The sequence below is a fragment of the Parasphingorhabdus sp. genome (genome assembly GCF_048269865.1).
In the GTDB taxonomy this organism is placed as follows: Bacteria; Pseudomonadota; Alphaproteobacteria; order Sphingomonadales; family Sphingomonadaceae; genus Parasphingorhabdus.
Map to the genome: position 1 here is coordinate 123,532 of NZ_JBLWUA010000002.1, position 25,851 is coordinate 149,382.

A 25,851-nucleotide genomic window follows, 5' to 3' on the forward strand; every position below is an offset into this window, starting at 1 on the left:
AATCGTCTTTCTATCCGATGGAAATGTCACCAGCGTGTATTTCGATAAGCGTTCCGTCGGTTTTTCTCAAGCGCAGCGCTCCGTCAGCCTGGAGCCCCGCAAATTCGCCGGTAATTTTCTCGCCGCCATCGTCGCTGGTAGTGATGGCCATTCCGACGGGATGCGCCAGATTCTGCCATTGCTTCAATATTTCAGCCAGGCCATCCTCGCGCCAAATAGCAACATAGGTTTCAAACTCACGAGCCAATTGCTCCAGAAACCCGGCGGCGTCGATTGTCGCGCCTTCCGCTGCGAGGCTGTTCACAATGCGCCCCTCGACTTCTGGTGCAACCGCGACATTCACACCGATGCCAACGACCACCTGATCCTTGACCCGCTCCAGCAGGATTCCACAAATCTTGGCGTCTGATACCAGAACGTCATTCGGCCATTTCAGCAGCATCGGGACGTCGGGCAGACAGCCGCGAATAGCACTGTAAACCGCCAGACCTGCGACAAAAGACAGCGAGGAAGGCGCAGGATCAGCAGGCCGGATATCCACAGCCGTGCTGCAATAGAGATTGCCCTTCGGACTCTCCCATTTGCGCCCTCGCCGCCCAATTCCGCCGGTCTGGATCTCCGCTCGCAGCCAGAACCCTTCCGGCACGCCGTCTTTCAGACACAGGGCCTTCAGATCCGCATTGGTCGATGCGGTTTCGGCGACGGTCTCTATGACAATGGTCAGAAGAGCGCCACGGCCGCAGAGGCGGTAAGCGGCGCAATGAACGGAATTGTCAGATAGCCCAACGGCGAGACAAATAGCGCCAGCAGCGCGATCAGTATATTTTCCGCCTTGTCGCTGGTCTTGGCAATCTGGTCAGCAGGATCATCGAAATAGATGATCTTGACAACCTTGATATAATAGAAGGCACCGATCACCGAGGCGGCAATACCGATAACCGCCAGCGGCAACATGCCGGCCGCCACTGCGGCATCAAATACCAGGAACTTACCCCAGAAACCGAAGAGCGGCGGGATGCCGGCCAGCGAGAACATAAATACGGCAAAAGCTGCTGCCAGGCCGGGACGGGTTTGCGACAATCCGGCGAGACTGGACAGACTTTCCAGAGGCTTGCCATCCTTGTCCCGCATTTCCAGCACGCAGATAAAGCTGCCCAGGGTCATCGCGACATAGATCACCAGATAGAACATCATCGCCGAAATACCGGCTGGCGTACCAGCGGCCAGACCGATCAGCAGGAAGCCGACATTGTTGATCGAGCTATAGGCGAGCAGACGCTTGATATTCTGCTGGCCGATTGCGGCAACTGCACCGAGAATGATCGACGCCAGTGCGACGAAGACGATGATTTGCTGCCAAGCCGAGGTCTGGCCACCAAAAGCCTCGATGATGACCCGTGCTGTCAGGGCGACAGCGGCCACTTTCGGAGCGCTGGCAAAGAAGGCACTGACCGGAGTCGGCGCGCCTTCGTAAACGTCAGGCGTCCACATGTGGAACGGCACCGCACTGATCTTGAACGCCAGCCCGGAGAGCACCAGCACCAGACCGATCAACGGTCCCGTTGCCAGATCACCGGTCAGCGCTTCGCCAATCATGGCGAAACTGGTCGAACCAGCAAAGCCGTAGACCAGCGAAATACCGAACAGCAGCATCCCGCTGGCGAGAGCGCCGAGCACGAAATATTTCAGGCCGGCTTCCGAAGACCGAATGTCGGTGCGGATGAAGCTGGCCAACACATAAGCGGCCAGACTGTTGAGTTCGAGCCCGATATACAGGGTCATCATATCCGTCGCCGAAACCATCATGCCCATGCCGATCGTCGCAAACAGGATCAGAACCGGATATTCCGAACGATATTTGCCGCCCGCCTGGAAGAAGCGCGGAGCAACAATCAGCGAGATGATCGCTGCCAGATAGATCAGGAATTTCGCCGAACTGCCGAATGCATCCATTCGGTAAAGGCCATCAAAAGCATCAGCGCCGCCCTTGAAATCCGGGTTATGCGCCAGCACCATCAACAGCGTCGACGCACCGAACAACGCCGCCACAGACAATATCGTGACAAGGCGAGCAGCCTTTTCCTGGCTCCACGCGGAGACCAGCAGCAGGATCAGGCCTGAGACGGTCAGAAAGACTTCAGGCGATACCAGCCAGAGAGAAGATGCAAGGTTCATTAGTGCGCCTCCCCATGGGCTTCATCTTTGATTGCCGGCTTCGCCTCACCCATTTTCAGATGCGCGTCGCCTTCCGGAGCGGCCCGGTCAATCCGTGCGACCAGCGCGCCAACGTCACCGCGAATGGGTGCCATGAAGCTTTCCGGATAAACACCCATCCACATCACCGCAGCGGCGATCGGTGCCAAGAGAGCGATTTCCCGCATAGACAGGTCAGGCATCGCCTTGACGTCCTCGTGGACCAGCTCGCCAAAAGCGACCCGGCGATAGAGATAGAGCATATAACCTGCCCCGAGAATGATACCCGTGGTCGCGACAAGCGTGACCCAGCTATTGACCTTGTACAGGCCGATCAGCGACAGGAACTCACCGACAAAACCGCTGGTGCCCGGCAGGCCGATCGAGGCCATGGTGAACAGCAGGAACAGGATTGCATATTTCGGCATGCTGATCGCCAGCCCGCCGTAGCGGTCGATTTCGCGCGTGTGCAAGCGGTCGTAGATCACACCGACGCACAGGAACAAAGCGCCCGATACCAGTCCGTGGCTCAGCATCACAATGACCGAACCTTCGATCCCTTGGCGGTTGAAGGCGAACAGGCCAAGCGTCACGATCGCCATATGGGCGACCGACGAATAAGCGATCAGCTTCTTCATGTCCTGCTGCACCAGCGCCACCAGCGACGTATAGACTACCGCCACCATCGACAGCGCAAAGATCAGCCAGATAAACTGCTCCGACGCTTCCGGGAACATCGGCAGCGAGAAGCGCAGGAAGCCGTAGCCACCCATCTTCAGCAGCACGCCCGCCAGGATCACGGAACCGGCGGTTGGCGCCTGAACGTGCGCATCCGGCAGCCAGGTATGGACCGGCCACATCGGCATCTTCACCGCGAAGCTGGCAAAGAAGGCCAGCCACAGCCATGTCTGCGCCTCGGGGGCAAAATCATAGTTGAGCAAGGTCGGGATATCGCTGGTCCCGGCATCCTGCACCATCCACAGCATCGCGATCAGCATCACCACCGAGCCGAGCAAAGTATAGAGGAAGAATTTGTAGCTGGCGTAGATCCGGTTCGCCCCGCCCCAGATACCGATAATCAGATACATCGGGATCAGGCCGGCCTCGAACAGGATGTAGAACAGGAAGATATCCTGCGCCGCAAACACGCCGATCATCAGCACTTCCATGAACAGGAAGGCCGCCATATATTCGCCCACCCGCGTCTGCACGGATTCCCAGCTCGCACCGATACAGATCGGCATCAGGAAGACCGTCAGCATGATCAGCATCATCGAGATGCCGTCGATGCCCAGCGCCCAGGCAAAATTGCCGAACAGCTCGGCGCGCTCGACATATTGCCACTGCGCCCCGCCAATATCGTAATTGGCCCACAGCACCACACCGAGTACAAACAGCACCAGTGTCGTCACCAGCGCCAGCCAGCGTGCCGCCTGCGCATTGAGGAACAGGCAAATGATCGCCGCCAGCATGGGCAGCCCCATCATCAAGGACAGGATCGGGAAATCAAGCTGGTTCATTTAGCTGGCTCCCTGCACGATTATCCAGGTCGCGGCAGCGGCAAGGCCGAGCAGCATGACCAGGGCATAAGAATAAAGATAGCCGCTCTGGAAGCGCTTCATCACGCCCGAACCGCTGGCGATCACCGAAGCGATGCCGTTCGGACCGAACCGGTCGATCGTCCCTTCATCCCCCTTCTTCCAGAACAGTCGTCCCAGCCAGAACGCAGGCCGGATGAAGATCAGATTGTACAGCTCGTCAAAATACCATTTGTTGAAGAAGAACTGGTACAGCGGGCTGAACGTCTCGGCCAGGCGCGCCGGGCGATCCTTGCCAAAGAAATAGAGGAAGATAGCGGTGCCCAGACCGATCAGCATCGCAACCGACGACGCCAGCTTGACCCACAGCGGCACTTCATGAATTTCGTGCATCAAATGCTCGTTAAACGCCAGGCTTCCAGCCCAGAAGCTGGCGCCTTCCGCAGCTTCGACAAATTTGTCGTGGAACAGGAAACCGGCAAACACGGCACCCATCGAAAGAACGATCAGCGGGATCAGCATGGTCAGCGGACTTTCGTGCGGATGATAGCCGCCGGTGCCGGCGGGCAGCTGTTCGGCGCCGGGCGCATGAGTAGATGGGCTATGCCCCGCATCTTCCTGCGCCGGCGGATTGTCCGCGCCCGCTTCTTCGTGGCCATGGGTGTCATGCAGTGCATCGTCGTGATGCCCGTGCAGCGCGTGCTGGATATGCTCGCTGTCGGTCCAGCGCGGCGTGCCCCAGAAGGTCAGGAACATCAGCCGCCAGCTGTAGAAGCTGGTCAGCAAGGCCGCGAGCACGCCGATGAAGAAGGCGAACTGCCCGACTTCGGTGCCGCTGGCAAAGGCGACCTCGATGATCGCGTCCTTGGAATAGAAACCGGCAAAGCCGCCCAGCCCAATGATTCCGACGCCGGTAATCGCCAGCGTTCCGGCCATCATCGCCCAGAAGGTCAGCGGGATATGTTTCCTGAGGCCGCCATAATAGCGCATGTCCTGCTCGTGATGCATCGCATGGATCACCGAACCGGCACCAAGGAACAAAAGCGCCTTGAAGAAAGCGTGGGTGAACAGGTGGAACATCGCTGCGCTATAGGCACCGACGCCGGCGGCGAAGAACATATAGCCAAGCTGCGAACAGGTCGAATAGGCGATCACCCGCTTGATATCATGCTGGACCAGACCGACGGTCGCGGCAAATATCGCGGTCGACGCACCAACGATGGTGACGACAGTCAGCGCGACCGGGCTGGTTTCGAACATCGGCGACAGACGGCAGACCATGAACACGCCTGCGGTCACCATGGTAGCCGCATGGATCAGCGCCGACACTGGGGTCGGGCCTTCCATCGCGTCAGGCAACCAGGTGTGAAGGCCAAGCTGTGCGGATTTACCCATCGCGCCGACGAACAACAGCAGGCAGAGGATGGTCATCGTATCCAGACGCATACCGGCAAAGGTGATCGTCGAACCGGCCATGCCTGGCGCCGCTTCCAGAATTTCCGGGATCGAGACGGTGCCGAATACGAGGAAGGTGCCGAAGATACCGAGCATGAAACCAAGGTCACCGACGCGGTTGACAACAAAGGCCTTGATCGCGGCGGCATTGGCGCTGGGCTTCTTGAACCAGAAACCGATCAGCAGATAGGAGGCAAGGCCCACGCCTTCCCAGCCAAAGAACATCTGTACCAGATTATTGGCCGTCACCAGCATCAGCATGGCGAAGGTGAACAGCGACAGATAGGCAAAGAAACGCGGCTGGTCTGGATCTTCATCCATATAGCCCCAGCTGTAGAGATGCACGAGCGCAGACACGGTGGTCACAACGACCAGCATCACAGCGGTCAGCGCATCGACGCGCAACGCCCAGTCGAAATTGAGATCGCCGGAGACGATCCATGTCAGCACCGGTACGACTTCAGCGCTGCTGGTCCCGTTCAGAAAGCCGATGAACACCGGCCAGCTAAGCGCACAGGCAGCAAATAGCGCGCCCGTGGTAATGATCTTCGCCGGCACATTGCCGATGATCCGATTGCCGAAACCCGCGACAATCGCTGCCAGCAAGGGCAGAAAAACGATAAGCTGAATCGCCAATTTCCTAGCCCTTCATCCGGTTGACATCATCGACGGCAATGGTGCCGCGCTGACGGAAGTAAATCACGAGAATGGCCAGCCCGATCGCGGCCTCGCCTGCGGCCACGGTCAGGATGAACATGGCAAAGACCTGCCCGGTCATGTCGCCGAGAAAGGCGCTAAACGCGACAAAATTCAGGTTCACCGCGAGCAGGATCAGTTCGATCGCCATCAGAATGATGATGATATTTTTCCGGTTCAGGAAAATGCCCAGCATGCCCATCACAAACAGGATCGAGCTGACCACCAGATAATGTTCAAGGCCGATCATGACCTTTCCCCCCATGTTGAATGGATGTCCGAGATTTTGTCCGTTCCTGCTGCGCCCATCGAAGCACATTCGTCGGCAGGCTCAGAGCGGACGGTGATTGAAGGCAAGCAATGTCGCATCACAGTTCAACCCCTTTGCCGACTTCCGGCTGCGTGTTGCGGGTCGAATCCTCGGGCCGGCGCGCGACCTGGTCGGCGATATCCTGCCTGCGGACGCCACCACGGGCCCGGTGCGTCAGTACGATCGCCCCGACCATGGCGACCAGCAGGATCATGCCTGCAGCCTCGAACAGGAAAACATATTTGGTGTAGAGTAACGCGCCAAGCTGCTCGATATTGGATGGCGCGCCAGCCGGTGGTCCGACCGCTGCGGTCGCCTCGCCCATGCCAGACGACTGCCACGCTCCGACGCCGAAGATGATTTCCACGACCAGCACCAGCGCCAGCAACAGGCCAAGCGGCAGATTCTTCATGAAGCCTGCCCGAAGCTCGGCGAAATCGATGTCCAGCATCATCACGACAAACAGGAACAACACCGCGACGGCGCCGACATAGACGATCACCAGCAGCGCCGCGATAAATTCGGCACCGACCAGGACCATCAGACCGGCAGCGTTAAAAAAGGCCAGGATCAGCCATAACACGCTGTGCACAGGGTTGCGCGCAAAGATACAGAACGCACCGCTGGCCAGCACAATGGCGGCGAAAAGATAGAAAGCGAAGATTTGCATATTATTCTGTCTTAGCCCCTGTCCACATGTCCCGTTCGTCTCGAGCGAAGTCGAGAGACGCCTGCGGAATTTCCCTGTGTCTCGACTTCGCTCGAGACGAACGGAGTCAGGATTCGATTATCAATTCGCACGCCCATTACCGATAGGGCGCATCGGCGGCAAGGTTTGCCGCGATTGCCCGCTCCCATTTGTCGCCATTTTCGAGCAGCTTCGACTTGTTGTAAATCAGCTCTTCGCGGGTTTCCGTCGCATATTCAAAATTCGGCCCCTCGACGATCGCATCAACCGGGCAGGCTTCCTGACAGAAACCACAGTAGATGCATTTGGTCATGTCGATGTCATAGCGCGTGGTACGGCGCGAGCCGTCTTCGCGCGGCTCGGCCTCGATTGTGATCGCCTGCGCCGGACAGACCGCTTCGCACAGCTTGCAGGCAATGCAGCGTTCTTCGCCATTTGGATAGCGACGCAGCGCATGCTCGCCCCGGAACCGCGGTGAAATCGGGTTCTTTTCATAGGGATAGTTGATCGTTTTCTTCTTCTTGAAGAAATATTTCAGCGTCAGCACATGCGCCCCGATAAACTCGAACAGGGTGAAGGCCTTGATGGTTTGTGCGATACTCATGCAGCGTACCTTGTTAGCATTAGAAAGCCGCTGACCAGAAACACCCAGAACAGCGAGACCGGCAGGAATATCTTCCAGCCCAGACGCATCAGCTGGTCATAGCGGTAGCGCGGCACCGTCGCCTTCACCCAGCTGAAGATGAAGAAGAAGAAGAATATCTTGGCAAACAGCCAGATAATCCCTGGCACCATATACAGCGGTTCCCAGTCGATTGGCGGCAGCCAGCCACCCCAGAACAGGATCGCGTTAAGCGTGCACATCAGAATGACATTGGCATATTCACCGAGCCAGAACAGCGCGAAGGCCATCGACGAATATTCGGTCTGGTAACCGGCAACCAGCTCGCTTTCCGCTTCGGTCAAATCGAACGGGGTACGCGCGGTTTCGGCGAGCGAGGAGATCAGGAACATCACGGCCATCGGGAACAGCAGCGGATTGATGCCATAGGCATTGATGCCGAGAATATGCGATTTCTGGCCGACGATGATATCCTGCAGATTGAAGCTGCCGGCAAACAGCACCACCGAGATGATGATGAAGCCAATCGACACTTCATAGGAAATCATCTGCGCCGCAGCACGCATTGCCGAGAAGAACGGATATTTCGAGTTACTCGCCCAACCGGCGATCACCACGCCATAGACGCCCAGCGAACTGACCGCCAAAATATAGAGCAGCCCGATATTGATATTGGCCAGCACCATATTCTCACCAAATGGGACCACGGCCCAGGCAAGCAGCGCCACCGAGAAGGTGATGATCGGCGCGAGCAGGAAAAGCCCCTTGTTGGCGCCCGATGGAATGATCGTTTCCTGCAGGAACACCTTCAAACCATCGGCAAAGCTTTGCAGCAGACCAAAAGGACCAACAACATTGGGCCCTTTGCGCAGCGCCATCGCCGCCCAGATCTTGCGATCCGCATAAATGATCATTGCGACAGCGAGCATCAGCGGAAAAGCGATCAGCAGCACCAGCGCCAGCGTGCCAACGAACCATCCGGCTTCATAGCCGAGTACGGATTGGAGATATTCGGTCATCTAATATCCTCCCTGTTGCGCAGCAATGGGGAGGTGGCGCGCCGAAGGCGTGACGGAGGGGCGACTGGTCGAGGCCAAGGCCCCTCCACCACGCTTCGTGCGGTCCCCCTCCCCGTGCTTCGCACAAGGAGGAAAAAAGACAGGAGCACCGTTCGTGCTGAGCTTGTCGAAGTATGAACGGTGTGTGCGCAGGCTGTCCTTCGACAGGCTCAGGACGAACGGCATCTTGGTCTCGCTCATTCCGCCGCCTCCAAAATCTCGTCATCGGCGTGCAGCAATTCCGCGGAACAGCGCTGCATCGTGCCGCTGGCACGGGCGATGCTGTTGGTCAGATAGAAATCCTTGATCGGATGGACGCCCTGCCCCTTTGGTGCGCTCGGCAGGTCTTTTGGCGGTGCCCAGTCGAACGTCACCAGACCTTCGTTGCCCAATTCGGGATGATCCTTGGCCATTTTGGCCCGTAATTCCTCGAAACTGTCAAACGGCAAGGTCTTGCCCAACACATCGGACAGCGCCCGCAAGATGCTCCAGTCCTCGCGCGCATCACCCGGCGCGAAAATCGCCTTGTTCGAACGCTGAACCCGGCCTTCCAGATTCACATAAGTGCCGTTTTTCTCGGTATAAGCGGCACCCGGCAGAATCACATCTGCCGCATGGGCACCGGCATCGCCATGATGACCGATGAAGACCTTGAAACTGTCCTTGAACAATCCGTAATCCATTTCATCGGCACCCAGCGCGAACAGCAATTTCGGTTTTTTCTCCGCAATCGCCTTGATGCCGCCTTCAAACGCATAGCCGAGCATCAGGCCGCCGGTGCGAGAGGCACCGACATGCAGGACATTGAAGCCGTTCCAGCCATCCTTGACGAGCTTATATTTGGTCGCGAATTTCAGCGCGGCGCCATGCACACCTTCCACGCTGAGCGCGCCGCCGCCAAGTATAATCGCAGGCTTCTCTGCGCCTTTCAGCGCGTCAGCCGCGGCTTTTGGCAGCTTGGTGAGCAGGCCCATATCATCGCCGAGCCATTCGACCGGATAGGTCTGGTCCGCTTCCGGCCCGATACCGAATACCTTCGCCCCGCCCTTGCGCACCGCCTTGCGGATCCGGGTATTGACCAGCGAGGCCTCCCAGCGCGGATTGGTCGAGACCAGCAGGATAACATCTGCATCTTCGATACCGGCAATCGTCGTGTTGAAGTTCACCGCAGCGAGACTGGACACGTCGTAGGAAAGCCCGGTCTGACGGCCTTCGAGCATCTCGGATTTCATCGATTTCAGCAGCTTTTTGGCCGCATACATGGTTTCGCAATCAACCAGATCACCAGCGATAGCGGCCACCGAACTGCCTGCCTTGACATCGGCAATCGCCTGAAAGGCTTCGTTCCAGGTCGCTGCTTCCAGCTTGCCGTTCTTGCGCACATAAGGCTTGTCGAGCCGCCGCTTCATCAGGCCATCGATCGCGTGGCGGGTCTTGTCGGTCGCCCATTCCTCATTCACGTCGTCATTGACGCGCGGCAGGGCGCGCAGCACTTCACGACCACGACTGTCGATCCGGATATTGGTGCCGACACCGTCCATCACATCGATGCCGAGTGTCTTGGTCAGCTCCCATGGACGTGCTTCAAACGCATAGGGCTTGCTGGTCAGCGCGCCGACCGGGCAGAGATCGACGACATTGCCGCTGAGTTCGCTGTGCACTGCGCCTTCGAGATAGGAAGTGATCTCCATCCCCTCGCCGCGGCCAATCGCACCGATTTCCTCTACGCCGGCAACTTCCTCGCTGAACCGCACGCAGCGCGTACAGTGGATGCAGCGGGTCATCGCGGTCTTGACGATCGGCCCCATATATTTCTCGGTGACCGCGCGCTTATTCTCTTCATAGCGCGATCCGCCCTTGCCGTAGGCCATCGCCTGATCCTGCAGATCGCACTCGCCGCCCTGGTCGCAAATCGGGCAATCCAGCGGATGGTTGATCAGGAGAAACTCCATCACCCCTTCGCGGGCCTTTTTGACCATTTCGCTGTCGGTACGGATTTCCTGACCCTCAGCAGCCGGCAACGCACAGCTCGCCTGTGGCTTCGGTGGTCCCGGCTTCACTTCGACCAGGCACATCCGGCAATTGCCGGCAATGCTCAACCGCTCATGATAGCAGAAACGCGGGATTTCCTTGCCGGCAAGCTCAGCCGCCTGCAGCACGGTCGCGCCCTGCGGCACTTCAATTTCGATGCCATCTACGGTGACTTTAGGCATGGATTGACTCCGAACGTATTTCATCATGCTGACGGGAGAAAGGCAAATATTTCACTCTGCCGCCTCCATCATTTCCGCATGCTGGCTCACCGCCCGGTACAGGCCGAATGCCAGCATCGCGCGCAGCGAGGTTTTGTCAAAGGAGATTTCTGCGCCATCACGGATACATGGGCCAAGCAGCGGCACGATCGTACTGATCGCCTCTCCTTCCGCGGCCGTATCCGGAACCGTGTTGATCAGCGCATATATTTTTTCGCGCCCGGACTGGACAACGCACAGGCTGAACAGTTCTTCAGCGTTGCGCGGCTTCATGATGTCCTGCCGCCAGTCCAGATCGGTCAGCGATGCCAGTGATGCGACATCATCCTCGCCATATTTCCGCAGCAGAAAAAACTCGGCGAAGGCCCCTACTGCCGGTGCCGTCGAGAAGCCGTAGCGAATATTCTTGGCTATATAGCAGGGATCATCATAATCGACTTTTTTGTAGATATAGTTGAGCGACTTGGCCTGCTCGGCGCTCAAATATTTGTAATCCAGGGTTTTCGCCGCCCTGAACCGGTTGTTCTCAGCCTTGCACCGGCCGATCGCGTTGATTCCAGCTCTGGCTGAGTCCTGAACCATGGGATCATGAAAACCGGTCATGCCTTCTCGACTCCGGTCGATCCGCGAACCGATTTCCGGTTCGGCAGATACCGCCGCAGGAATAGCCGCAAGAAAAATCACGGCAGAGAGAAAAAGTCCGGATACAACCTTCATTCCGCCGCCTCCAGAACGCCTTCGCCCTTATGCTCGCGAATCCGCCGCTCCATCTCCGGCCGGAAATGCCGGATCAGTCCCTGAATCGGCCAGGCCGCAGCATCGCCGAGCGCACAGATAGTGTGCCCCTCGACCTGCTTGGTAACCTCGAACAGCGTATCGATATCCTCGATATCGGCATCGCCGTCGCGCATCTTTTCCATCACCCGCCACATCCAGCCGGTGCCTTCGCGGCACGGCGTGCACTGGCCGCAGCTTTCGTGCTTGTAGAAATAGCTGAGCCGCGAAATCGCGCGGACGATATCGGTCGACTTGTCCATCACGATCACCGCAGCGGTGCCCAGACCCGATCCCAGATCCTTGAGCCCGTCAAAGTCCATCGGCGCATCCATGATCTGCGCAGCCGGCACCAGCGGCACCGAAGACCCGCCCGGAATGACCGCCAGCAGATTGTCCCAGCCGCCGGTGATGCCTCCGCAATGTTTCTCGATCATATCCTTGAACGGGATCGACATCGCTTCCTCGAACACCGCCGGTTTCTCGACGTGGCCGGACACCTGGAACAGCTTGGTACCGTGATTATTTTCGCGGCCAAAGCTCGCAAACCAGGCCGCACCGCGCCGCATGATCGTCGGCACTACCGCGATACTCTCGACATTGTTAACCGTCGTGGGGCAGCCATAGAGACCGGCCCCCGCAGGAAATGGCGGTTTCAGCCGCGGCTGGCCCTTCTTGCCCTCAAGGCTCTCGATCATCGCGGTTTCTTCGCCACAAATATAGGCGCCGGCACCGCGGTGGATGAAGACGTCGAAATCATAGCCGGACTTGGCCGCATTCTTGCCGAGCAACCCCGCGTCATAAGCTTCCTTGACGGCCGCCTCCATGACCTTGGCTTCCATGATATATTCGCCGCGAATGTAGATATAGGCGGCCCGTGCGCGCATCGCGAAACCGGCGATCAGCGCGCCCTCGATCAGCTTGTGCGGATCGTTGCGCAGGATTTCGCGGTCCTTGCACGAACCCGGCTCGGATTCATCGGCGTTGATCACCAGAAAGCTCGGCCGCGGATTGCCCTCGCTGTCCTTCGGCGCTTCCTTGGGCATGAACGACCATTTCAGCCCGGTCGGAAAACCCGCCCCGCCGCGTCCGCGCAGGCCGCTGGCCTTCATTTCCTCGATGATCTTGTCATTGCCGCGCTTGATGATGTCAGCGGTCTTGTCCCAGTCACCGCGCTTCTGCGCTGCCTTCAGATCCCACGACTGGAAGCCGTAGACATTGGTGAAGATCCGGTCCTTGTCCTGCAGAAAATCAAAACTCATTTCTTGCTCCTGCGGCCCAGAAGACCGCCGATAATTCCAACCGCAACAACCGCCAGCGCGATCCAGCCCGCATATCCGTCCAGGGCCATTACAGGCCCCCGTTCATCAGCACGAGCACGGCCACGACAATCGCCACGATAGCCAGACCAACCGTCCGCACGATGCCGGTCAGCACCTTCCAGACAATCACGATCGCCAGAAAGGCGAGCGCCAGGGTGATCAGCAGCCCCATCACCACTCGTCCCGATAGTCGTGATTTTCCTCGACCATCGCCTGCAGATTGGTCGGACCGCCCTCAGCCTCGCTGGTGTTGCGGCCGATTTGCGAGCCGACCTTGATATCCTTGCCAGCCGCCAGATCCTCGAGGATCCGGGTCATGATGTCATAATCAAGATCTTCGTAATTGTCGTCGTTGATCTGGACCATCGGCGCGTTCGAGCAATTGCCCATGCACTCGACCTCGGTCAGCGTGAACAGCCCGTCCGGTGTGGTCTTGCCCTTGGCCATGCCCTTGTTCTTGCAGGCGGCCATGACGTCGTCGCTGCCGCGCAGCATGCACGGCGTGGTGCCGCAGACCTGCACATGATAGCGGCCAACCGGCGCCAGATTATACATGGTGTAGAAGGTCGCGACCTCATAGGCCCGCATATAGGGCATATCGAGATAGGCAGCGACATATTCGATTACCGGAACCGGCAGCCAGCCCTGCGTCTTGGTATCCGCCCCAACCTGCCGCTGGGCGATATCAAGCAGCGCCATAACCGCCGATTTCTGGCGGCCAGCCGGATATTTCGCGATCTGCCACTTGGCGAGTTTTTCATTTTCCGGCGTAAACGCAAAATCGCCCCATTTGGCGCGGGTTTCGAGTTCGTCGGGGATATTGGATGCTTCAGCCATTATCGGTCACACTCTCCAAATACGACATCAATCGCGCCCAAAATGGCGGTGGCGTCCGGCAGCATATGGCCCTTGGTCATGAAGTCCATCGCCTGCAGATGGCTGAAAGCGGTCGGCCGGATCTTGCAGCGATAGGGCTTGTTGGTGCCGTCGCTGACCAGATAGACGCCGAATTCACCCTTCGGGCTTTCGGTCGCGACATAGACTTCACCGGCCGGAACGTGAAAACCTTCGGTGTAGAGTTTGAAATGATGGATCAGCGCTTCCATCGACTGCTTCATCTCGCCGCGCTTTGGCGGGACGATCTTGCGGTCAGTGGACGATACCGGCCCATCGGGCATTTCATTCAGGCACTGGCGCATGATGCGCGCGCTCTGGCGGACTTCCTCGACCCGGACCATGAACCGGTCATAGCAGTCGCCGCTGGTGCCGACCGGCACGTCAAATTCCATCCGGTCATAGACATCATAAGGCTGCGACTTGCGCAGGTCCCAGGCGACGCCGCTGCCGCGCAGCACCGGACCGGAAAAGCCCCAGCGCACCGCGTCATCCTTGGAGACGGTGGCAATATTGACATTGCGCTGCTTGAAGATGCGGTTATCGACGACCAGGCTCATTGCATCCTCGAACAGGGTCGGGAATTCGTCGAGCCAGTCGGCGATATCGGTGAGCAGCTTCAGCGGCACGTCCTGGTGCACGCCGCCGGGCCGGAACCAGGCGCTGTGCATGCGGGCGCCACTGGCGCGTTCGAAAAATTCCAGGCACTGCTCGCGAATTTCGAATACCCAGATATTTGGCGTCATCGCGCCGACATCCATGACATGCGCACCGAGATTGAGCATATGGTTGCAGATCCGGGTCAACTCGGCGAACAAGACCCGCAGATATTGACCGCGCAGCGGCACTTCCAGATCGAGCAATTTCTCGATCGCCAGCACGTAACTATATTCCATCGCCAGCGGCGAACAGTAATCGAGCCGGTCAAAATAGGGCAAAGCCTGCAAATAGGTCTTGTGCTCGATCAATTTCTCGGTGCCGCGATGCAGCAGCCCGACATGCGGATCAACCCGCTCAACGATCTCGCCATCCAGCTCCATCACCATACGCAAAACGCCGTGGGCCGCGGGATGCTGGGGTCCGAAGTTGATCGTAAAATTCTGGATCTCCAGATCGCCGGTCGTCGGATCGGCCTCGTCAGCGAGATGGTCCATTTCTTCAAGATACTCAGACATCAGATGCCCACCTTTCCGTTCGCTTCGAGCGAAGTCGAGAAGCCGTGAGCCAGAGGCCCACCCTCCCGTTCGCTTCGAGCGAAGTCGAGAAGCCGGTTGTGACGGATAGAGGTGTCTCGACTACACTCGACACGAACGGCAACATTGCTAGCCATCACTTGCCCTCCCCCGACTTATTGGTCCCCGACTTGGTCCGCTTGGGAGCAGGCTTCTTGACCTTGGCCTCGTCACGCTTCGATGGCTTGGCGGCCTTCTTGGTGGCTTTCTTGCCTGCGCCAGTGTCCTTCTTGTCTTCGGTCGCCTTCGGAGTGGGCGGCGGCGATTCCCCACCGACCTTCTCGTCACCGGGCAGAATATAGTCTGCCCCTTCCCAGGGCGACATGAAGTCGAAGCTGCGGAAATCCTGCGCCAGCTTCACTGGCTCGTAAACCACGCGCTTGGCTTCTTCCGAATAGCGCATCTCGACATAGCCGGTCAGCGGAAAATCCTTGCGGAACGGATGGCCCTGAAAACCGTAATCGGTCAGGATCCGCCGCAGATCGGTATTACCGTCGAACAAGACGCCATACATGTCGAACACTTCGCGCTCGAGCCAGCCGGCCACTTCCCAGATATGGGTGACGCTTGGCACCGCAGAATCTTCGTCGGTCGTGACCTTGACCCGGATGCGATGGTTCTGGGTCAGGCTGAGCAGATGATAGCAGACCTCGAACCGTTCCGGCCGATCCGGATAGTCGACACCGGCGATTTCCACCAGCTGCTGATATTCATGCTTGTCGCGCAGCTTTTCCAGCACCGTGGCCAGCTTGGCGCGCTCAACCGTGAAGCTGATTTCGCCATAGGCTTCGACGGTGTCGATCAGCGCAGCGCCAATCGCCTTGCCAAGCTTGGCGGCAACGCCTTCGTTGCTCGAGATAGCTGGTGCACTATGGGCCATCAGATCTCTCCGTTCGTCTCGAGCGAAGTCGAGAGACCGTTCGTGGCGAGCTTGTCGAACCACAGTTCAAGACTGGAGGCGTCCTTCGACAAGCTCAATGCTAACGGATTATATCGAACCATCCCGCTCACCGTTCAAACGTCCCGATCCGCCGAATCTTCCGCTGCAACTGCATAACGCCATACAGCAGGGCTTCGGCCGTTGGCGGGCAGCCCGGCACGTAAATATCTACCGGTACGATCCGGTCACAACCGCGAACGACGGAATAGCTGTAATGATAATAGCCGCCACCATTGGCGCAGCTGCCCATCGAGATCACATATTTCGGATCGGACATCTGGTCATAGACCTTGCGCAACGCCGGAGCCATCTTGTTGCAGAGCGTGCCCGCAACAATCATCACATCCGACTGGCGCGGGCTGGCGCGTGGCGCGGCGCCAAAACGCTCCATATCGTAGCGCGGCATGTTGACGTGGATCATCTCGACCGCGCAGCAGGCGAGACCAAAGGTCATCCACCACAGCGATCCGGTGCGCGCCCATTGAAACAGTTCTTCGGTAGAAGTGACCAGAAAACCCTTGTCATTCACTTCCGAATTCAGATCCTTGAAAAATCCGTCGTCGGGCTGTGTATCGGGACGCATCGGCGTGCCGTCAGCATTCAGGATCGCTGATCCGCTGTTGTCGGTTTCTAATCCCATTCCAGCGCTCCTACCTTCCAGGCATAAGCGAAACCGATGATCAGTTCCGCAAGAAATACCATCATCGTCGTCCAGCCGACCCAGCCGGTCAACTCCAGCGACACCGCCCACGGGAACAGGAACGCTGCTTCCAGATCAAAGATGATGAACAGGATCGCAACCAGATAGAAACGCACGTCAAACTGACTGCGCGAGTCTTCAAAGGCGGGAAAGCCGCATTCATATTCCGAGAGCTTTTCGGCGTTCGGATTATGAGTCCCGGTCAAGCGGGAGACTCCCATCGGCAGGAACACGAAGGCTGCGGACAGACCTACGGCTACAAACAGAAACAATAATATTGGCGCATATTCGGAAAGATCGACCACAGATGACTCGTTTCACTAATATTCGGGGCCGCTTTTAGGCAGTGGCTCCCCATGCTGCAAGGGCGAAGTCGGTTAATTTACCGACCTTTTGCGAGGCATTCGCAGTTACAACAGCGACTTTGCCAATATCCGGTGAAGCTTGCTGTGCAGCGCTTCGTTGGCTGCCAGGATTTCGCCCTGGCCGATAGGCTGATCGCCGCCCGTATAGTCGGTAACAAAACCGCCCGCTTCGCGGACCATCAAAATGCCCGCTGCGACGTCCCAGACCTTAAGACCGGCTTCCCAGAAGCCGTCATAGCGACCGGCCGCAAGCCACGCCAGATCAAGCGCAGCCGAACCATTGCGCCTTATGCCGGCAACCTGCGGTGCCACGGCACCAAAAATCCGCGCCCATTCACTGAGGTCGCCATGCCCCTTGAACGGGATGCCGGTAGCAATCAGCGATTCCGACAGATCACGCCGGGCCGACACGCGCAAACGGCGTTCGCCGAGCCAGGCCCCCTTGTCCATTTCCGCCCACCAGGTCAGGTCGGTCAGCGGTTCATAGATCAGTCCGCTGGTAATCTTGCCCCAGCCGCGGCCGTCGAGCGACGGCTCCTGCACGGCGATCGAAATCGCAAAATGCGGAATGCCGTGGAGGAAGTTGGTGGTGCCGTCGAGTGGATCGATGATCCAGCGCGGCTTGCCTTCCTCGCCGTCGATCATACCGCCTTCTTCCAGCACAAATCCCCAGCCCGGACGAACCTTCAGCAATTCATCGTAGAGAATCCGTTCAGCCCGCATATCGGCCTTCGAGACAAAGTCCGCCGGCCCCTTTTTCGAGACTTGCAAATGCTCGACTTCGCCAAAATCACGACGCAGGCGCGATCCCGCCTTGCGCGCGGCGCGTTCCATGACGGTAATAAGGGCGGAATGTGCTGGCATCTTATATCTCCCCCCTCCCGTTTACGGGAGGGGCTGGGGGTGGGTCTATAGGGTTTTCAAAGAGCAGGCGAGCAACATATTCCTGCCTGCCCAACCCTCCCGCAAGCGGAAGGGGAAAGTTTTTTCAGTCAGGCCTTACCGACATATTCGCGGGCATAGACATCAACGATGATCCGCGTACCGGCCGAAATGAAGGGCGGCACCATGACGCGGACGCCATTGTCAAGAATGGCTGGCTTGTAGCTGGACGAAGCCGTCTGCCCCTTGACCACTGCATCGGCCTCGACAATTTCTGCCTCAATCTGGTCCGGAAGCTGCACGGAGATCGGCTTTTCCTCATAGAGTTCGAGCTGCACATCCATGCCATCCTGCAAAAATTCAGCTGCATCGCCAAGCAGGTCGGCCGGCAGCGTGATCTGCTCGTAATTTTCCTTGTCCATGAAGGTCAGCATGTCGCCATCGGCGAACAGATACTGGAAGGTCTTGGTGTCGAGACGCACCTTCTCAAGCGTATCGGCGCTGCGGAAACGGACATTGGTCTTGCGCCCGTCGACGAGATTTTTCATCTCGACCTGCATATAAGCCCCGCCCTTGCCCGGCTGGGTATGCTGGATCTTGGCAACCTTCCACAGGCCGCCTTCATATTCCAATATATTGCCCGGACGGATATCTACGCCGCTGATCTTCATCGCTTGTCTCGCTTGATGGATTGTTTGATTGAGCGGCGCTGTAATCCGCCAGCGAACAATAGGCAAGCCCGGTAACGCGGAATGCTGCTGCGCGATAACAAGCTGTGCGGTGGCGCACAGGTCTTTTTCATACAATACCGCGAATCGCTCGGCGGCTAATAAAGGGTCATGGCAGAGACAGACCTCATCAGGCATCAACACGACTATCTGGAGATAGCCCCAGACAGCAAAACCGCGCTAGCTGCTGGCCTGTTCGGATATTCGATCGGCGAAGGGCAAATGCAATCGTTCAAGCCAACCGAAGGCTATTTGCGCGATATCGAACAGATGCCCAATTTTGCGCCGCCGTCCGTCAGCAATTTCGTCGCGCAATATCTCGCATCCAATATCGGCGGGCGCGGCAAACTGTCCTAATCGCCCGAAGCGGCGCTCAATATATCGGAGAATTTCCGGACGGCTTCTGCCGGCCCCGCTGGATCATTCCAGACACCACCGGATACCGCCAGAAAATCTGTCCCTGCGTCGATCAGCGGTCGGCAATTGTCTGGCGTGATGCCGCCAATTGCGACGCTGGGTATTTCCATCATTTCGTCCCACCAGCGCAAGATATCCAGCTCCGGCTGATGATGCGTTTCCTTGGTATCGGTCGGGAAAAATGCGCCAAAGGCGACATAGTTCGCCCCGCCCTCGCCCGCTTCCATCGCGAGGTGGCGACTGTCGTGGCAGGTTATCCCGATTTGAACATCGGTCCCCAGCACCGCACGGGCATTTTTCAGACTCTCGTCGCTCTGCCCCAGATGTACGCCATCCGCACCCAGTTGCTGGGCTAGCGCCACATCATCGTTGACGACGAAGGCGACATCAAATTCGTCGCATATCGCTTTCAACGGCTCCGCCAGTCGGGCAGCCTTCTCGCGCTCGACATCTTTCACCCGAAACTGGAAGGCCGCGATCGGCCCGGCTTCCAGCGCGTGGCGCAACCGCAGAGGAAAATCGCCGCCCGTTTCCAGCGGCGAAATCAGGTAAAGCTGGCAGGGCGCAATTTCAGTCATAGGCCGGTCCCCGCCTGCCTTCGAGTTCGACCTGCATATCCGCGGCAATCGCCAGCGAGTCCGGGTCGTCGGTCTCCGCCTGCAACGCGGCGATGCGCTTGCGCAATTGCGCCTTGCGCTGTTTCGCGGGCAACAGGCTGATCGCGGCATATTCCTTCACAGCCTTCACCCACAGGGCGTCCTCGCCGGCCACGTCTTCGGCATCACGCGAAAATGCGCTGCGAAACGGCACAAGCGCGCCGCTGTCATCGCGCTCCAGGAACAGCACCAAGTTCATGCCCGGCGCGAAGACATAGCGGACGCAGCCGCCGAGTAAGGCATCCGGATTAGGCGCCCGCAATTCCTGCGGCGAGCTGACCGTCGCCTGCATCTGCGCACCCTTTTCCAGCCACGCGCCGGCAAGTTCGACCGCAGGCGGCAGTGGTGCGCCCTTGAGCAGCACGGTCGGCCGGGCGACAACCCTGTTGTCATATTCGTCGGCACCGGCACGCTCACCCGTCACCTCAGCGATGACGATCACATCGGCCACTTCGGCCAACTCCAGATTGGTCGGTACCTTGTAGGATGGCACGACCGAACAGGCATGGCCGGGGCTCGCCGCAACCGTCGCGGTCGCCAGCAACGCCGCCGCCATGCGCGAGACCATCCGGGCAACCATCACCAGCCGACCTGCCGCTGTACCGCTCTAGGCAATCGAGGCGCGATAGATCTGGTCGATCGCACGGCCCAGCACGGCATCAAATTCCTCGTCGCTCAGCGAAACCCGCAGATCCTGCAGCAAGCCACGGCTGAAGCTGGCGATCATGCCTTCATTCTTCGCCAGTTCCGCGCAGGCATCGTCGGTCGAATACCCACCGGACAATGCTACCAGACGGATTACCTTCGGGTGATCGACCAGCGGCTTGTAGAGGTTCGCCTCGACCGGAATCGACAATTTCAGCATCACTCGCTGGTCATCCGCCAGTGCGTCCAGATGCTTTGTCAGCTCTGCCAACAGCAGCGCATCGCATTCGGCGCGTTCGTCGCTCTTGATATTCACTTCCGGCTCGATGATCGGCACCAGGCCGTGACCGAGGATCTGTTTGCCAAAGGCGAACTGCTGCTCGACGATATCGGCGATGCCCTTGGCATTGGCCTTGTTGATCACCGACCGCATCTTGGTGCCGAACACGCCTTTCGACACCGCATGTTTGCACTGCTCGTCGAGATCATCGATCGGCTTCATCAGCTGCACGCCATTCTCTTCGTCCTGCAGCCCCTTGTCGACCTTCAGAAACGGCACCACACCGCGGTCCCAGAGCGCTTCCGGCACCGGCTTGCCGCCAGCATCACCGTTCATCGTCTTCTCGAACAGGATCGCGCCGATCACCTTGCCATTGCCGAAGCTTGGCGAGGTGATGATGCGGCTGCGCATCTTGTGGATCAGCCCGAACATCTCGTCATCATTATTGAACGAATCCGCGCCGATCCCGTAGCCGGCCAGCGCCTTCGGCGTCGAGCCGCCGCTCTGGTCCAGCGCGGCGATAAAGCCCTGGCCATTTTCGATCTTGCTCAACATTTCATTATTCGCCATTTTCTGTTCCCTGATATTTTTTCAATTATTTGGTTAGCGCTTCGACGCCGGGCAAGGGCTTGCCCTCCATCCATTCCAGGAAAGCGCCCCCTGCAGTCGATACAAAGCTGAAATCGTCGGCCACGCCCGCGTGATTGAGCGCCGCAACCGTGTCGCCGCCGCCGGCTACCGACAACAGCTGCCCCTCTTTGGTCAGCGCCGCAGCGGTCCGCGCCAGCGCCACCGTGGCATGGTCGAAAGGCGATGTTTCAAAAGCCCCCAGCGGACCGTTCCAAACCAGCGTCTTGCAGGTCTTCAAAACATCCGACAGCGCTTCCACCGCCGCTGGCCCGACATCGAGAATCATCTCGTCATCCGCCACTTCATGGACATTGACCGTCCGGGTCGGCGGATCGGCCCGGAATTCCTTCGCCACGACGACATCATACGGCAGGTGCACGGTGCAATCGGCCCGGTCGGCAGCGGCCAGAATGTCATTCGCGGTATCGGCCAGTTCATGCTCGCACAGCGACTTGCCGACATCGACGCCGCGCGCCGCCAGAAAGGTATTGGCCATGCCGCCGCCAATGATCAGATGGTCGACTTTCTCCACCATCTGCCGCAGTACATCGAGCTTGCTCGACACTTTCGCGCCGCCGACCACGGCAGCAACCGGATGCTCCGGATTGCCCAGCGCCTTGTCGAGCGCCGTCAGCTCGCGCTCCATCGACCGGCCGGCATAAGACGGCAGATGATGGGCGAGCCCTTCGGTGGTGACATGCGCGCGATGCGCGGCGGAAAAGGCATCATTGACGTAGAAATCGCCATATCCCGCCAGTGCCTCGGCCATCGCGGGGTCATTTTTCTCCTCGCCCCGCGCAAAGCGGCTGTTTTCCAGCACGACAACCGCGCCATCCGGCAAGGCGTCGATCGCCGCCTGATCCGGCTTCTCCATGAACTGCACATCGCGGCCGAGCACCGCAGCCAGCGGCGCGACCACCGGCTGCAGCGAAAATTCGGGCTTATACTCGCCCTTGGGACGACCAAAATGCGCCAGCAGCAGCAGCTTTGCACCCTTGTCCGCAAGCTCGGTCACCGTCGGCATCACCGCCTTGAGGCGCGTGTCGTCGGTGACCTCACCGTCGGCCATCGGGACATTCAGATCGACACGGACCAGTCCGCACTTTCCCCGAACATCACCGATATCATCAAGTGTTTTAAAACTGTTAGCCGACATTATTGAGAACCTTTATGAATTAAAGCAGGCCCGCCATGACCTTCGCGGTATCGATCATGCGGTTGGAGAAGCCCCATTCATTGTCATACCAGCTGACAACGCGGACCAGTTTGCCGTCCATCACGGTGGTTTCGAGGCTGTCGACCGAGCTGCTTGCCGGTTGATGATTGAAGTCGGTTGAAACCAGCGGCTTGTCTTCAAACACCAGCACGCCCTTCATCGGCCCTTCTGCAGCGGCTTTCAGCGCGCCATTGATTTCCTCGACACTGGTGTCGCGACCAGGTGTGAACACCAGATCAACCAGGCTAACATTCGGGGTCGGGACGCGGATCGAAGAACCGTCCAGCTTGCCGTTCAGTTCCGGCAATACCAGTCCGACGGCGCGCGCTGCACCGGTGGTGGTCGGGATCATGTTGACCGCACCGGCCCGTGCCCGGCGCATGTCGCTGTGCATCTGGTCGAGCATCCGCTGGTCGTTGGTGTAGCTGTGGATCGTGGTCATGAACCCGCGCTCGATACCCACGCTGTCGTTCAGCACCTTGGCAACAGGCGCCAGGCAGTTGGTGGTGCAAGAGGCGTTGGAAACGATGATATCATCGGACGTCAGAACGTCGTGATTGACGCCGAAAACCACGGTTTTCAAGTCGCCCTTTGCCGGTGCCGAGATCAGCACCCGCTTCGCGCCGGCATCGATATGCGGCTGAGCAGCATCCTTCGACTGGAAGAAACCGGTGCATTCGAGCACAATGTCCACACCCATGTCGCCGTGTGGCAAATCGCCAGGATTGCGTTCGGACGTCACGGCAATTTTCTTGCCATTAACCTTGATATGATCGCCATGGGCGGTCACTTCACCCGGAAAACGGCCATGGACACTGTCATAGGCAAATAGCAATGCATTGGATTCGGCGTCGGCGAGATCGTTGATCGCAACCAGTTCGAAAGCGTCATCATCCCGCTCGAGAATCGCGCGGGCGACCAGCCGGCCGATCCGGCCAAATCCGTTAATTGCTACTTTGGTCATCGGTGTTGCTCCTTTGAGTTTTAACTATGCGGCCTTGTTCAGCCAATTTTTTCGATGATTTGCGGGACGATAGCGTCTGCGGTCAACCCGAAATGCGTGTAAAGATCGTCAATCGGTGCCGAAGCCCCGAAGCTGTCGATGCCGAAGCGCAGTCCATCCAGGCCCGTATAGCGCTCCCAACCAATGGTGGTCCCGGCCTCGATCGACACCCGCAAGATGCCATCGCCGCCAAGCAGGTCCATCTTATAGGCATCGCTCTGCGCATCGAACAATTCTGCACAAGGCATAGAAATCACATCAGTCCCATGCCCGGCCGCTTCCAGCTGTGCCGCGACATCCATCGCCAGTGACACTTCCGAACCGGTCGCGACCAGGACGACCCGTTTCGTGCCGTCTGCGGCTTTCAGACGATAAGCGCCCTGCTCGCAAAGATTTGCACTGACGTCCTGACGCAGCGGCGCAAGCCCCTGGCGAGTCAGCGCCAGAGTCGATGGCCCTGTGTCCCGCTTGATCGCCAGCGCCCAGCATTCGGCGGTTTCAATCGCGTCCGCCGGCCGGAAAACATGCATGTTAGGCATCAGGCGAAGGCTCTGAACATGCTCGATAGGCTGGTGGGTCGGACCGTCTTCGCCGAGACCGATACTGTCATGGGTCATCACATAGATGGCCCGGGCGTTCTGGATCGCCGAGAGCCGCATCGCGCCGCGGCAATAGTCGGTGAACACCAGGAACGTTCCGCCATAGGGAATGATACCGCCGTGCAACGCCATTCCGTTCATCGCCGCTGCCATGCCGAATTCACGGATGCCATAATAGATATAGCGACCGGAATAATCGTCTTTTGTCAGAGGCTTGGTAGAAGGAGTTTTGGTATTGTTTGAACCTGTCAGATCGGCACTACCGCCAATCATCTCCGGCAAGGCCGCAGTGATCGCACCCAACGCCATTTCGGAAGCCTTGCGGGTCGCCCATTTCGGCGGATCTTTGGCGAGACCTTCCATATAGTCCTGCATCGCCTTCCCGTCCGGCAGCTCACCCGCCATGCGGCGCGTGAATTCGGCTGCGTCCTTATGGCCATCGAGACGCGCGTTCCAGTCAGCCCGCGCGGCAGCGCCCTTTTCGCCCAATTGACGCCATGAACTCAGGACATCATCCGGAATCTCAAAAGGATCATGATTCCAGTCCAGAGCCTCGCGGGCGCGGGCAATTTCCTCGTCGCCGAGCGGTGCGCCGTGTGTGGCCGACGTGCCCTGTTTGGTCGGAGCGCCAAAACCAATGACCGTCTTGCAAGCGACCAGCGAGGGCCGCGGATCGGCTTCCGCTTCGCTCAGCGCCCTGCGGATATCATCAAAGTCATGGCCGTCGCAGGAAACGACATGCCAGCCAGAAGCACGATAACGGGCCGGAATGTCCTCACATGTCGATAGCTCTGTTCCGCCATCGATCGTTATCCCGTTGTCATCCCACAGGACATTGAGCCTTCCCAGCCCTAGATGACCGGCCAGACCCACCGCTTCGTGGTTGATGCCTTCCATCAGGCAGCCGTCACCGGCGATCACCCAGGTTTTATGGTCGACCAGATCGTCACCAAACAGCGCGTTCAAGTGGCGTTCGGCGACCGCCATTCCGACCGCCGTCGCAAAGCCCTGCCCAAGCGGCCCGGTTGTCGTTTCGACACCTTCCAGCTTGAAATTTTCAGGATGGCCAGCGCATGGCGAACTGAGCTGGCGAAAATCCTTGATGTCCTGCATCGTCGGGCGGGCATAGCCGGTCAGGTGCAAAAGCGAATAGATCAGCATCGAACCATGGCCGGCAGACAGCACAAACCGGTCGCGATCGGCCCATTTCGGGGCCTTCGGATCATATTTCAAAAAATCGCTGAATAGCACGGTAGCGACATCGGCCATACCCATGGGCATGCCGGGGTGGCCGCTATTGGCTGCCTGGACCGCATCCATGGCGAGCGCTCTGATGGCGTTTGCCATGTTCTTTTCGGTAACGGTCATGACGGATCTGATCTCCCGGACTGGCAACATAAACGCGCGACAAAATACCGCGATTCGTTATTTTGCCCCCTCCTTTGATGATCCAGCAACGCGCCGTCAAGGACCGCTTTTCACGATCCAGTGTTTACGGCGCTGGAATAGATTGATAGCAAGGAAAGACAGGACCTTACCTGTTGGAAACAAGCTATGGAAAATGCTCATGGACAATGAACGGGTCATCCTGGCGATCGGTCGCTTGGAACGCGCGCTAAGCCGTATCGAAACCGCAACCAGCACCGAAAAGACCGATCTTGATCCCGCGCTGGCGGCGCGCCACGAGGCGCTGAAAGAAGAAATGAAGCAGGCGATCCGGACCATAGATGGTCTGATTGAGCGACAGGAAAACTGA

27 protein-coding genes are annotated in these 25,851 nt (G+C 58.5%); 2 read left to right on the forward strand and 25 right to left on the reverse strand.

The window, feature by feature from the left end; translation table 11 throughout:
* Positions 1-10: 10 nt before the first annotated feature.
* From ACN0WW_RS02825 to efp, 19 genes are all read right to left on the reverse strand, one after another.
* Positions 11-799: a biotin--[acetyl-CoA-carboxylase] ligase gene (locus ACN0WW_RS02825; RefSeq protein WP_417609734.1), complete on the reverse strand. Its 789-nt coding sequence runs from the start codon at positions 797-799 to the stop codon at positions 11-13.
* Entirely contained in the window at positions 721-2,175 is a 1,455-nt protein-coding gene (nuoN, locus tag ACN0WW_RS02830; protein WP_417609186.1) for an NADH-quinone oxidoreductase subunit NuoN, read from the reverse strand. Before nuoN ends, ACN0WW_RS02825 begins: the two co-directional genes overlap by 79 nt.
* On the reverse strand, positions 2,175-3,713 hold the full coding sequence (locus ACN0WW_RS02835) for an NADH-quinone oxidoreductase subunit M (protein WP_417609188.1): 1,539 nt from the start codon (positions 3,711-3,713) through the stop codon (positions 2,175-2,177). Before ACN0WW_RS02835 ends, nuoN begins: the two co-directional genes overlap by 1 nt.
* The gene (gene nuoL, locus ACN0WW_RS02840; RefSeq protein WP_417609190.1) at positions 3,714-5,822 is read right to left on the reverse strand and encodes an NADH-quinone oxidoreductase subunit L; all 2,109 of its coding nucleotides are present in this window, start codon (positions 5,820-5,822) and stop codon (positions 3,714-3,716) included.
* 4 nt (positions 5,823-5,826) lie between these two features.
* Complete coding sequence (gene nuoK / locus ACN0WW_RS02845) at positions 5,827-6,132, reverse strand: NADH-quinone oxidoreductase subunit NuoK (protein ID WP_417609192.1); 306 nt, start codon at positions 6,130-6,132, stop codon at positions 5,827-5,829.
* Positions 6,133-6,250: 118 nt separating this feature from the next.
* Complete coding sequence (locus tag ACN0WW_RS02850; protein ID WP_417609194.1) at positions 6,251-6,862, reverse strand: NADH-quinone oxidoreductase subunit J; 612 nt, start codon at positions 6,860-6,862, stop codon at positions 6,251-6,253.
* Positions 6,863-6,998: 136 nt separating this feature from the next.
* A complete protein-coding gene (gene nuoI / locus ACN0WW_RS02855) occupies positions 6,999-7,484 on the reverse strand; it encodes an NADH-quinone oxidoreductase subunit NuoI (RefSeq protein ID WP_417609196.1) in 486 nt (161 codons plus the stop codon).
* Entirely contained in the window at positions 7,481-8,521 is a 1,041-nt protein-coding gene (gene nuoH / locus ACN0WW_RS02860) for an NADH-quinone oxidoreductase subunit NuoH (protein ID WP_417609198.1), read from the reverse strand. The genes nuoI and nuoH overlap by 4 nt, the downstream gene beginning before the upstream one ends.
* 236 nt (positions 8,522-8,757) lie before the next feature.
* Positions 8,758-10,773: an NADH-quinone oxidoreductase subunit NuoG gene (nuoG, locus tag ACN0WW_RS02865; protein WP_417609200.1), complete on the reverse strand. Its 2,016-nt coding sequence runs from the start codon at positions 10,771-10,773 to the stop codon at positions 8,758-8,760.
* A 51-nt stretch (positions 10,774-10,824) separates the two neighbouring features.
* Positions 10,825-11,529 (reverse strand): hypothetical protein, encoded by a 705-nt coding sequence (locus ACN0WW_RS02870; protein ID WP_417609202.1) that lies wholly within the window; start codon positions 11,527-11,529, stop codon positions 10,825-10,827.
* Positions 11,526-12,848 (reverse strand): NADH-quinone oxidoreductase subunit NuoF, encoded by a 1,323-nt coding sequence (gene nuoF / locus ACN0WW_RS02875; RefSeq protein ID WP_417609204.1) that lies wholly within the window; start codon positions 12,846-12,848, stop codon positions 11,526-11,528. Before nuoF ends, ACN0WW_RS02870 begins: the two co-directional genes overlap by 4 nt.
* Before the next feature lie 88 nt (positions 12,849-12,936).
* Entirely contained in the window at positions 12,937-13,080 is a 144-nt protein-coding gene (locus ACN0WW_RS02880) for a hypothetical protein (RefSeq protein ID WP_417609206.1), read from the reverse strand.
* Positions 13,080-13,745: an NADH-quinone oxidoreductase subunit NuoE gene (gene nuoE / locus ACN0WW_RS02885; protein WP_417609208.1), complete on the reverse strand. Its 666-nt coding sequence runs from the start codon at positions 13,743-13,745 to the stop codon at positions 13,080-13,082. Before nuoE ends, ACN0WW_RS02880 begins: the two co-directional genes overlap by 1 nt.
* Positions 13,745-14,977, reverse strand: coding sequence for an NADH-quinone oxidoreductase subunit D (locus ACN0WW_RS02890; RefSeq protein ID WP_417609210.1), 1,233 nt, complete (start codon positions 14,975-14,977; stop codon positions 13,745-13,747). Before ACN0WW_RS02890 ends, nuoE begins: the two co-directional genes overlap by 1 nt.
* 154 nt (positions 14,978-15,131) lie before the next feature.
* Positions 15,132-15,914, reverse strand: coding sequence for an NADH-quinone oxidoreductase subunit C (locus tag ACN0WW_RS02895; RefSeq protein ID WP_417609212.1), 783 nt, complete (start codon positions 15,912-15,914; stop codon positions 15,132-15,134).
* Positions 15,915-16,041: 127 nt separating this feature from the next.
* Positions 16,042-16,557, reverse strand: a complete 516-nt coding sequence (locus tag ACN0WW_RS02900; protein WP_417609736.1) for a NuoB/complex I 20 kDa subunit family protein — start codon at positions 16,555-16,557, stop codon at positions 16,042-16,044.
* Between the two features lie 47 nt (positions 16,558-16,604).
* Positions 16,605-16,979 carry an NADH-quinone oxidoreductase subunit A gene (gene ndhC / locus ACN0WW_RS02905; protein WP_417609214.1) on the reverse strand — a complete coding sequence of 125 codons (375 nt, stop codon included), beginning with the start codon at positions 16,977-16,979 and terminating at the stop codon, positions 16,605-16,607.
* Between the two features lie 105 nt (positions 16,980-17,084).
* Positions 17,085-17,903 (reverse strand): inositol monophosphatase family protein, encoded by an 819-nt coding sequence (locus ACN0WW_RS02910; protein WP_417609216.1) that lies wholly within the window; start codon positions 17,901-17,903, stop codon positions 17,085-17,087.
* 128 nt (positions 17,904-18,031) lie between these two features.
* A complete protein-coding gene (gene efp / locus ACN0WW_RS02915; protein WP_417609218.1) occupies positions 18,032-18,592 on the reverse strand; it encodes an elongation factor P in 561 nt (186 codons plus the stop codon).
* A gap of 168 nt (positions 18,593-18,760) precedes the next feature.
* Between efp and ACN0WW_RS02920 the strand changes: the two genes are divergently transcribed.
* A complete protein-coding gene (locus ACN0WW_RS02920) occupies positions 18,761-19,006 on the forward strand; it encodes a hypothetical protein (protein ID WP_417609220.1) in 246 nt (81 codons plus the stop codon).
* Here ACN0WW_RS02920 and thiE read toward each other — a convergent pair.
* Genes thiE through tkt form a run of 6 tightly spaced genes read right to left on the reverse strand, consistent with a single transcriptional unit; the run spans position 19,003 to position 25,463 of the window.
* Positions 19,003-19,644 (reverse strand): thiamine phosphate synthase, encoded by a 642-nt coding sequence (gene thiE / locus ACN0WW_RS02925; RefSeq protein WP_417609222.1) that lies wholly within the window; start codon positions 19,642-19,644, stop codon positions 19,003-19,005. The genes ACN0WW_RS02920 and thiE overlap by 4 nt on opposite strands.
* Positions 19,637-20,302, reverse strand: a complete 666-nt coding sequence (locus tag ACN0WW_RS02930; protein ID WP_417609224.1) for a hypothetical protein — start codon at positions 20,300-20,302, stop codon at positions 19,637-19,639. Before ACN0WW_RS02930 ends, thiE begins: the two co-directional genes overlap by 8 nt.
* Before the next feature lie 27 nt (positions 20,303-20,329).
* The gene (locus ACN0WW_RS02935) at positions 20,330-21,217 is read right to left on the reverse strand and encodes a fructose bisphosphate aldolase (protein ID WP_417609226.1); all 888 of its coding nucleotides are present in this window, start codon (positions 21,215-21,217) and stop codon (positions 20,330-20,332) included.
* A gap of 25 nt (positions 21,218-21,242) precedes the next feature.
* Positions 21,243-22,433, reverse strand: a complete 1,191-nt coding sequence (locus ACN0WW_RS02940) for a phosphoglycerate kinase (RefSeq protein WP_417609228.1) — start codon at positions 22,431-22,433, stop codon at positions 21,243-21,245.
* Between the two features lie 19 nt (positions 22,434-22,452).
* Entirely contained in the window at positions 22,453-23,457 is a 1,005-nt protein-coding gene (gap, locus tag ACN0WW_RS02945) for a type I glyceraldehyde-3-phosphate dehydrogenase (RefSeq protein ID WP_417609230.1), read from the reverse strand.
* A 38-nt stretch (positions 23,458-23,495) separates the two neighbouring features.
* On the reverse strand, positions 23,496-25,463 hold the full coding sequence (gene tkt, locus ACN0WW_RS02950; protein ID WP_417609232.1) for a transketolase: 1,968 nt from the start codon (positions 25,461-25,463) through the stop codon (positions 23,496-23,498).
* Here tkt and ACN0WW_RS02955 point away from each other — a divergent pair.
* The gene (locus tag ACN0WW_RS02955) at positions 25,429-25,851 is read left to right on the forward strand and encodes a hypothetical protein (protein WP_417609776.1); all 423 of its coding nucleotides are present in this window, start codon (positions 25,429-25,431) and stop codon (positions 25,849-25,851) included. The genes tkt and ACN0WW_RS02955 overlap by 35 nt on opposite strands.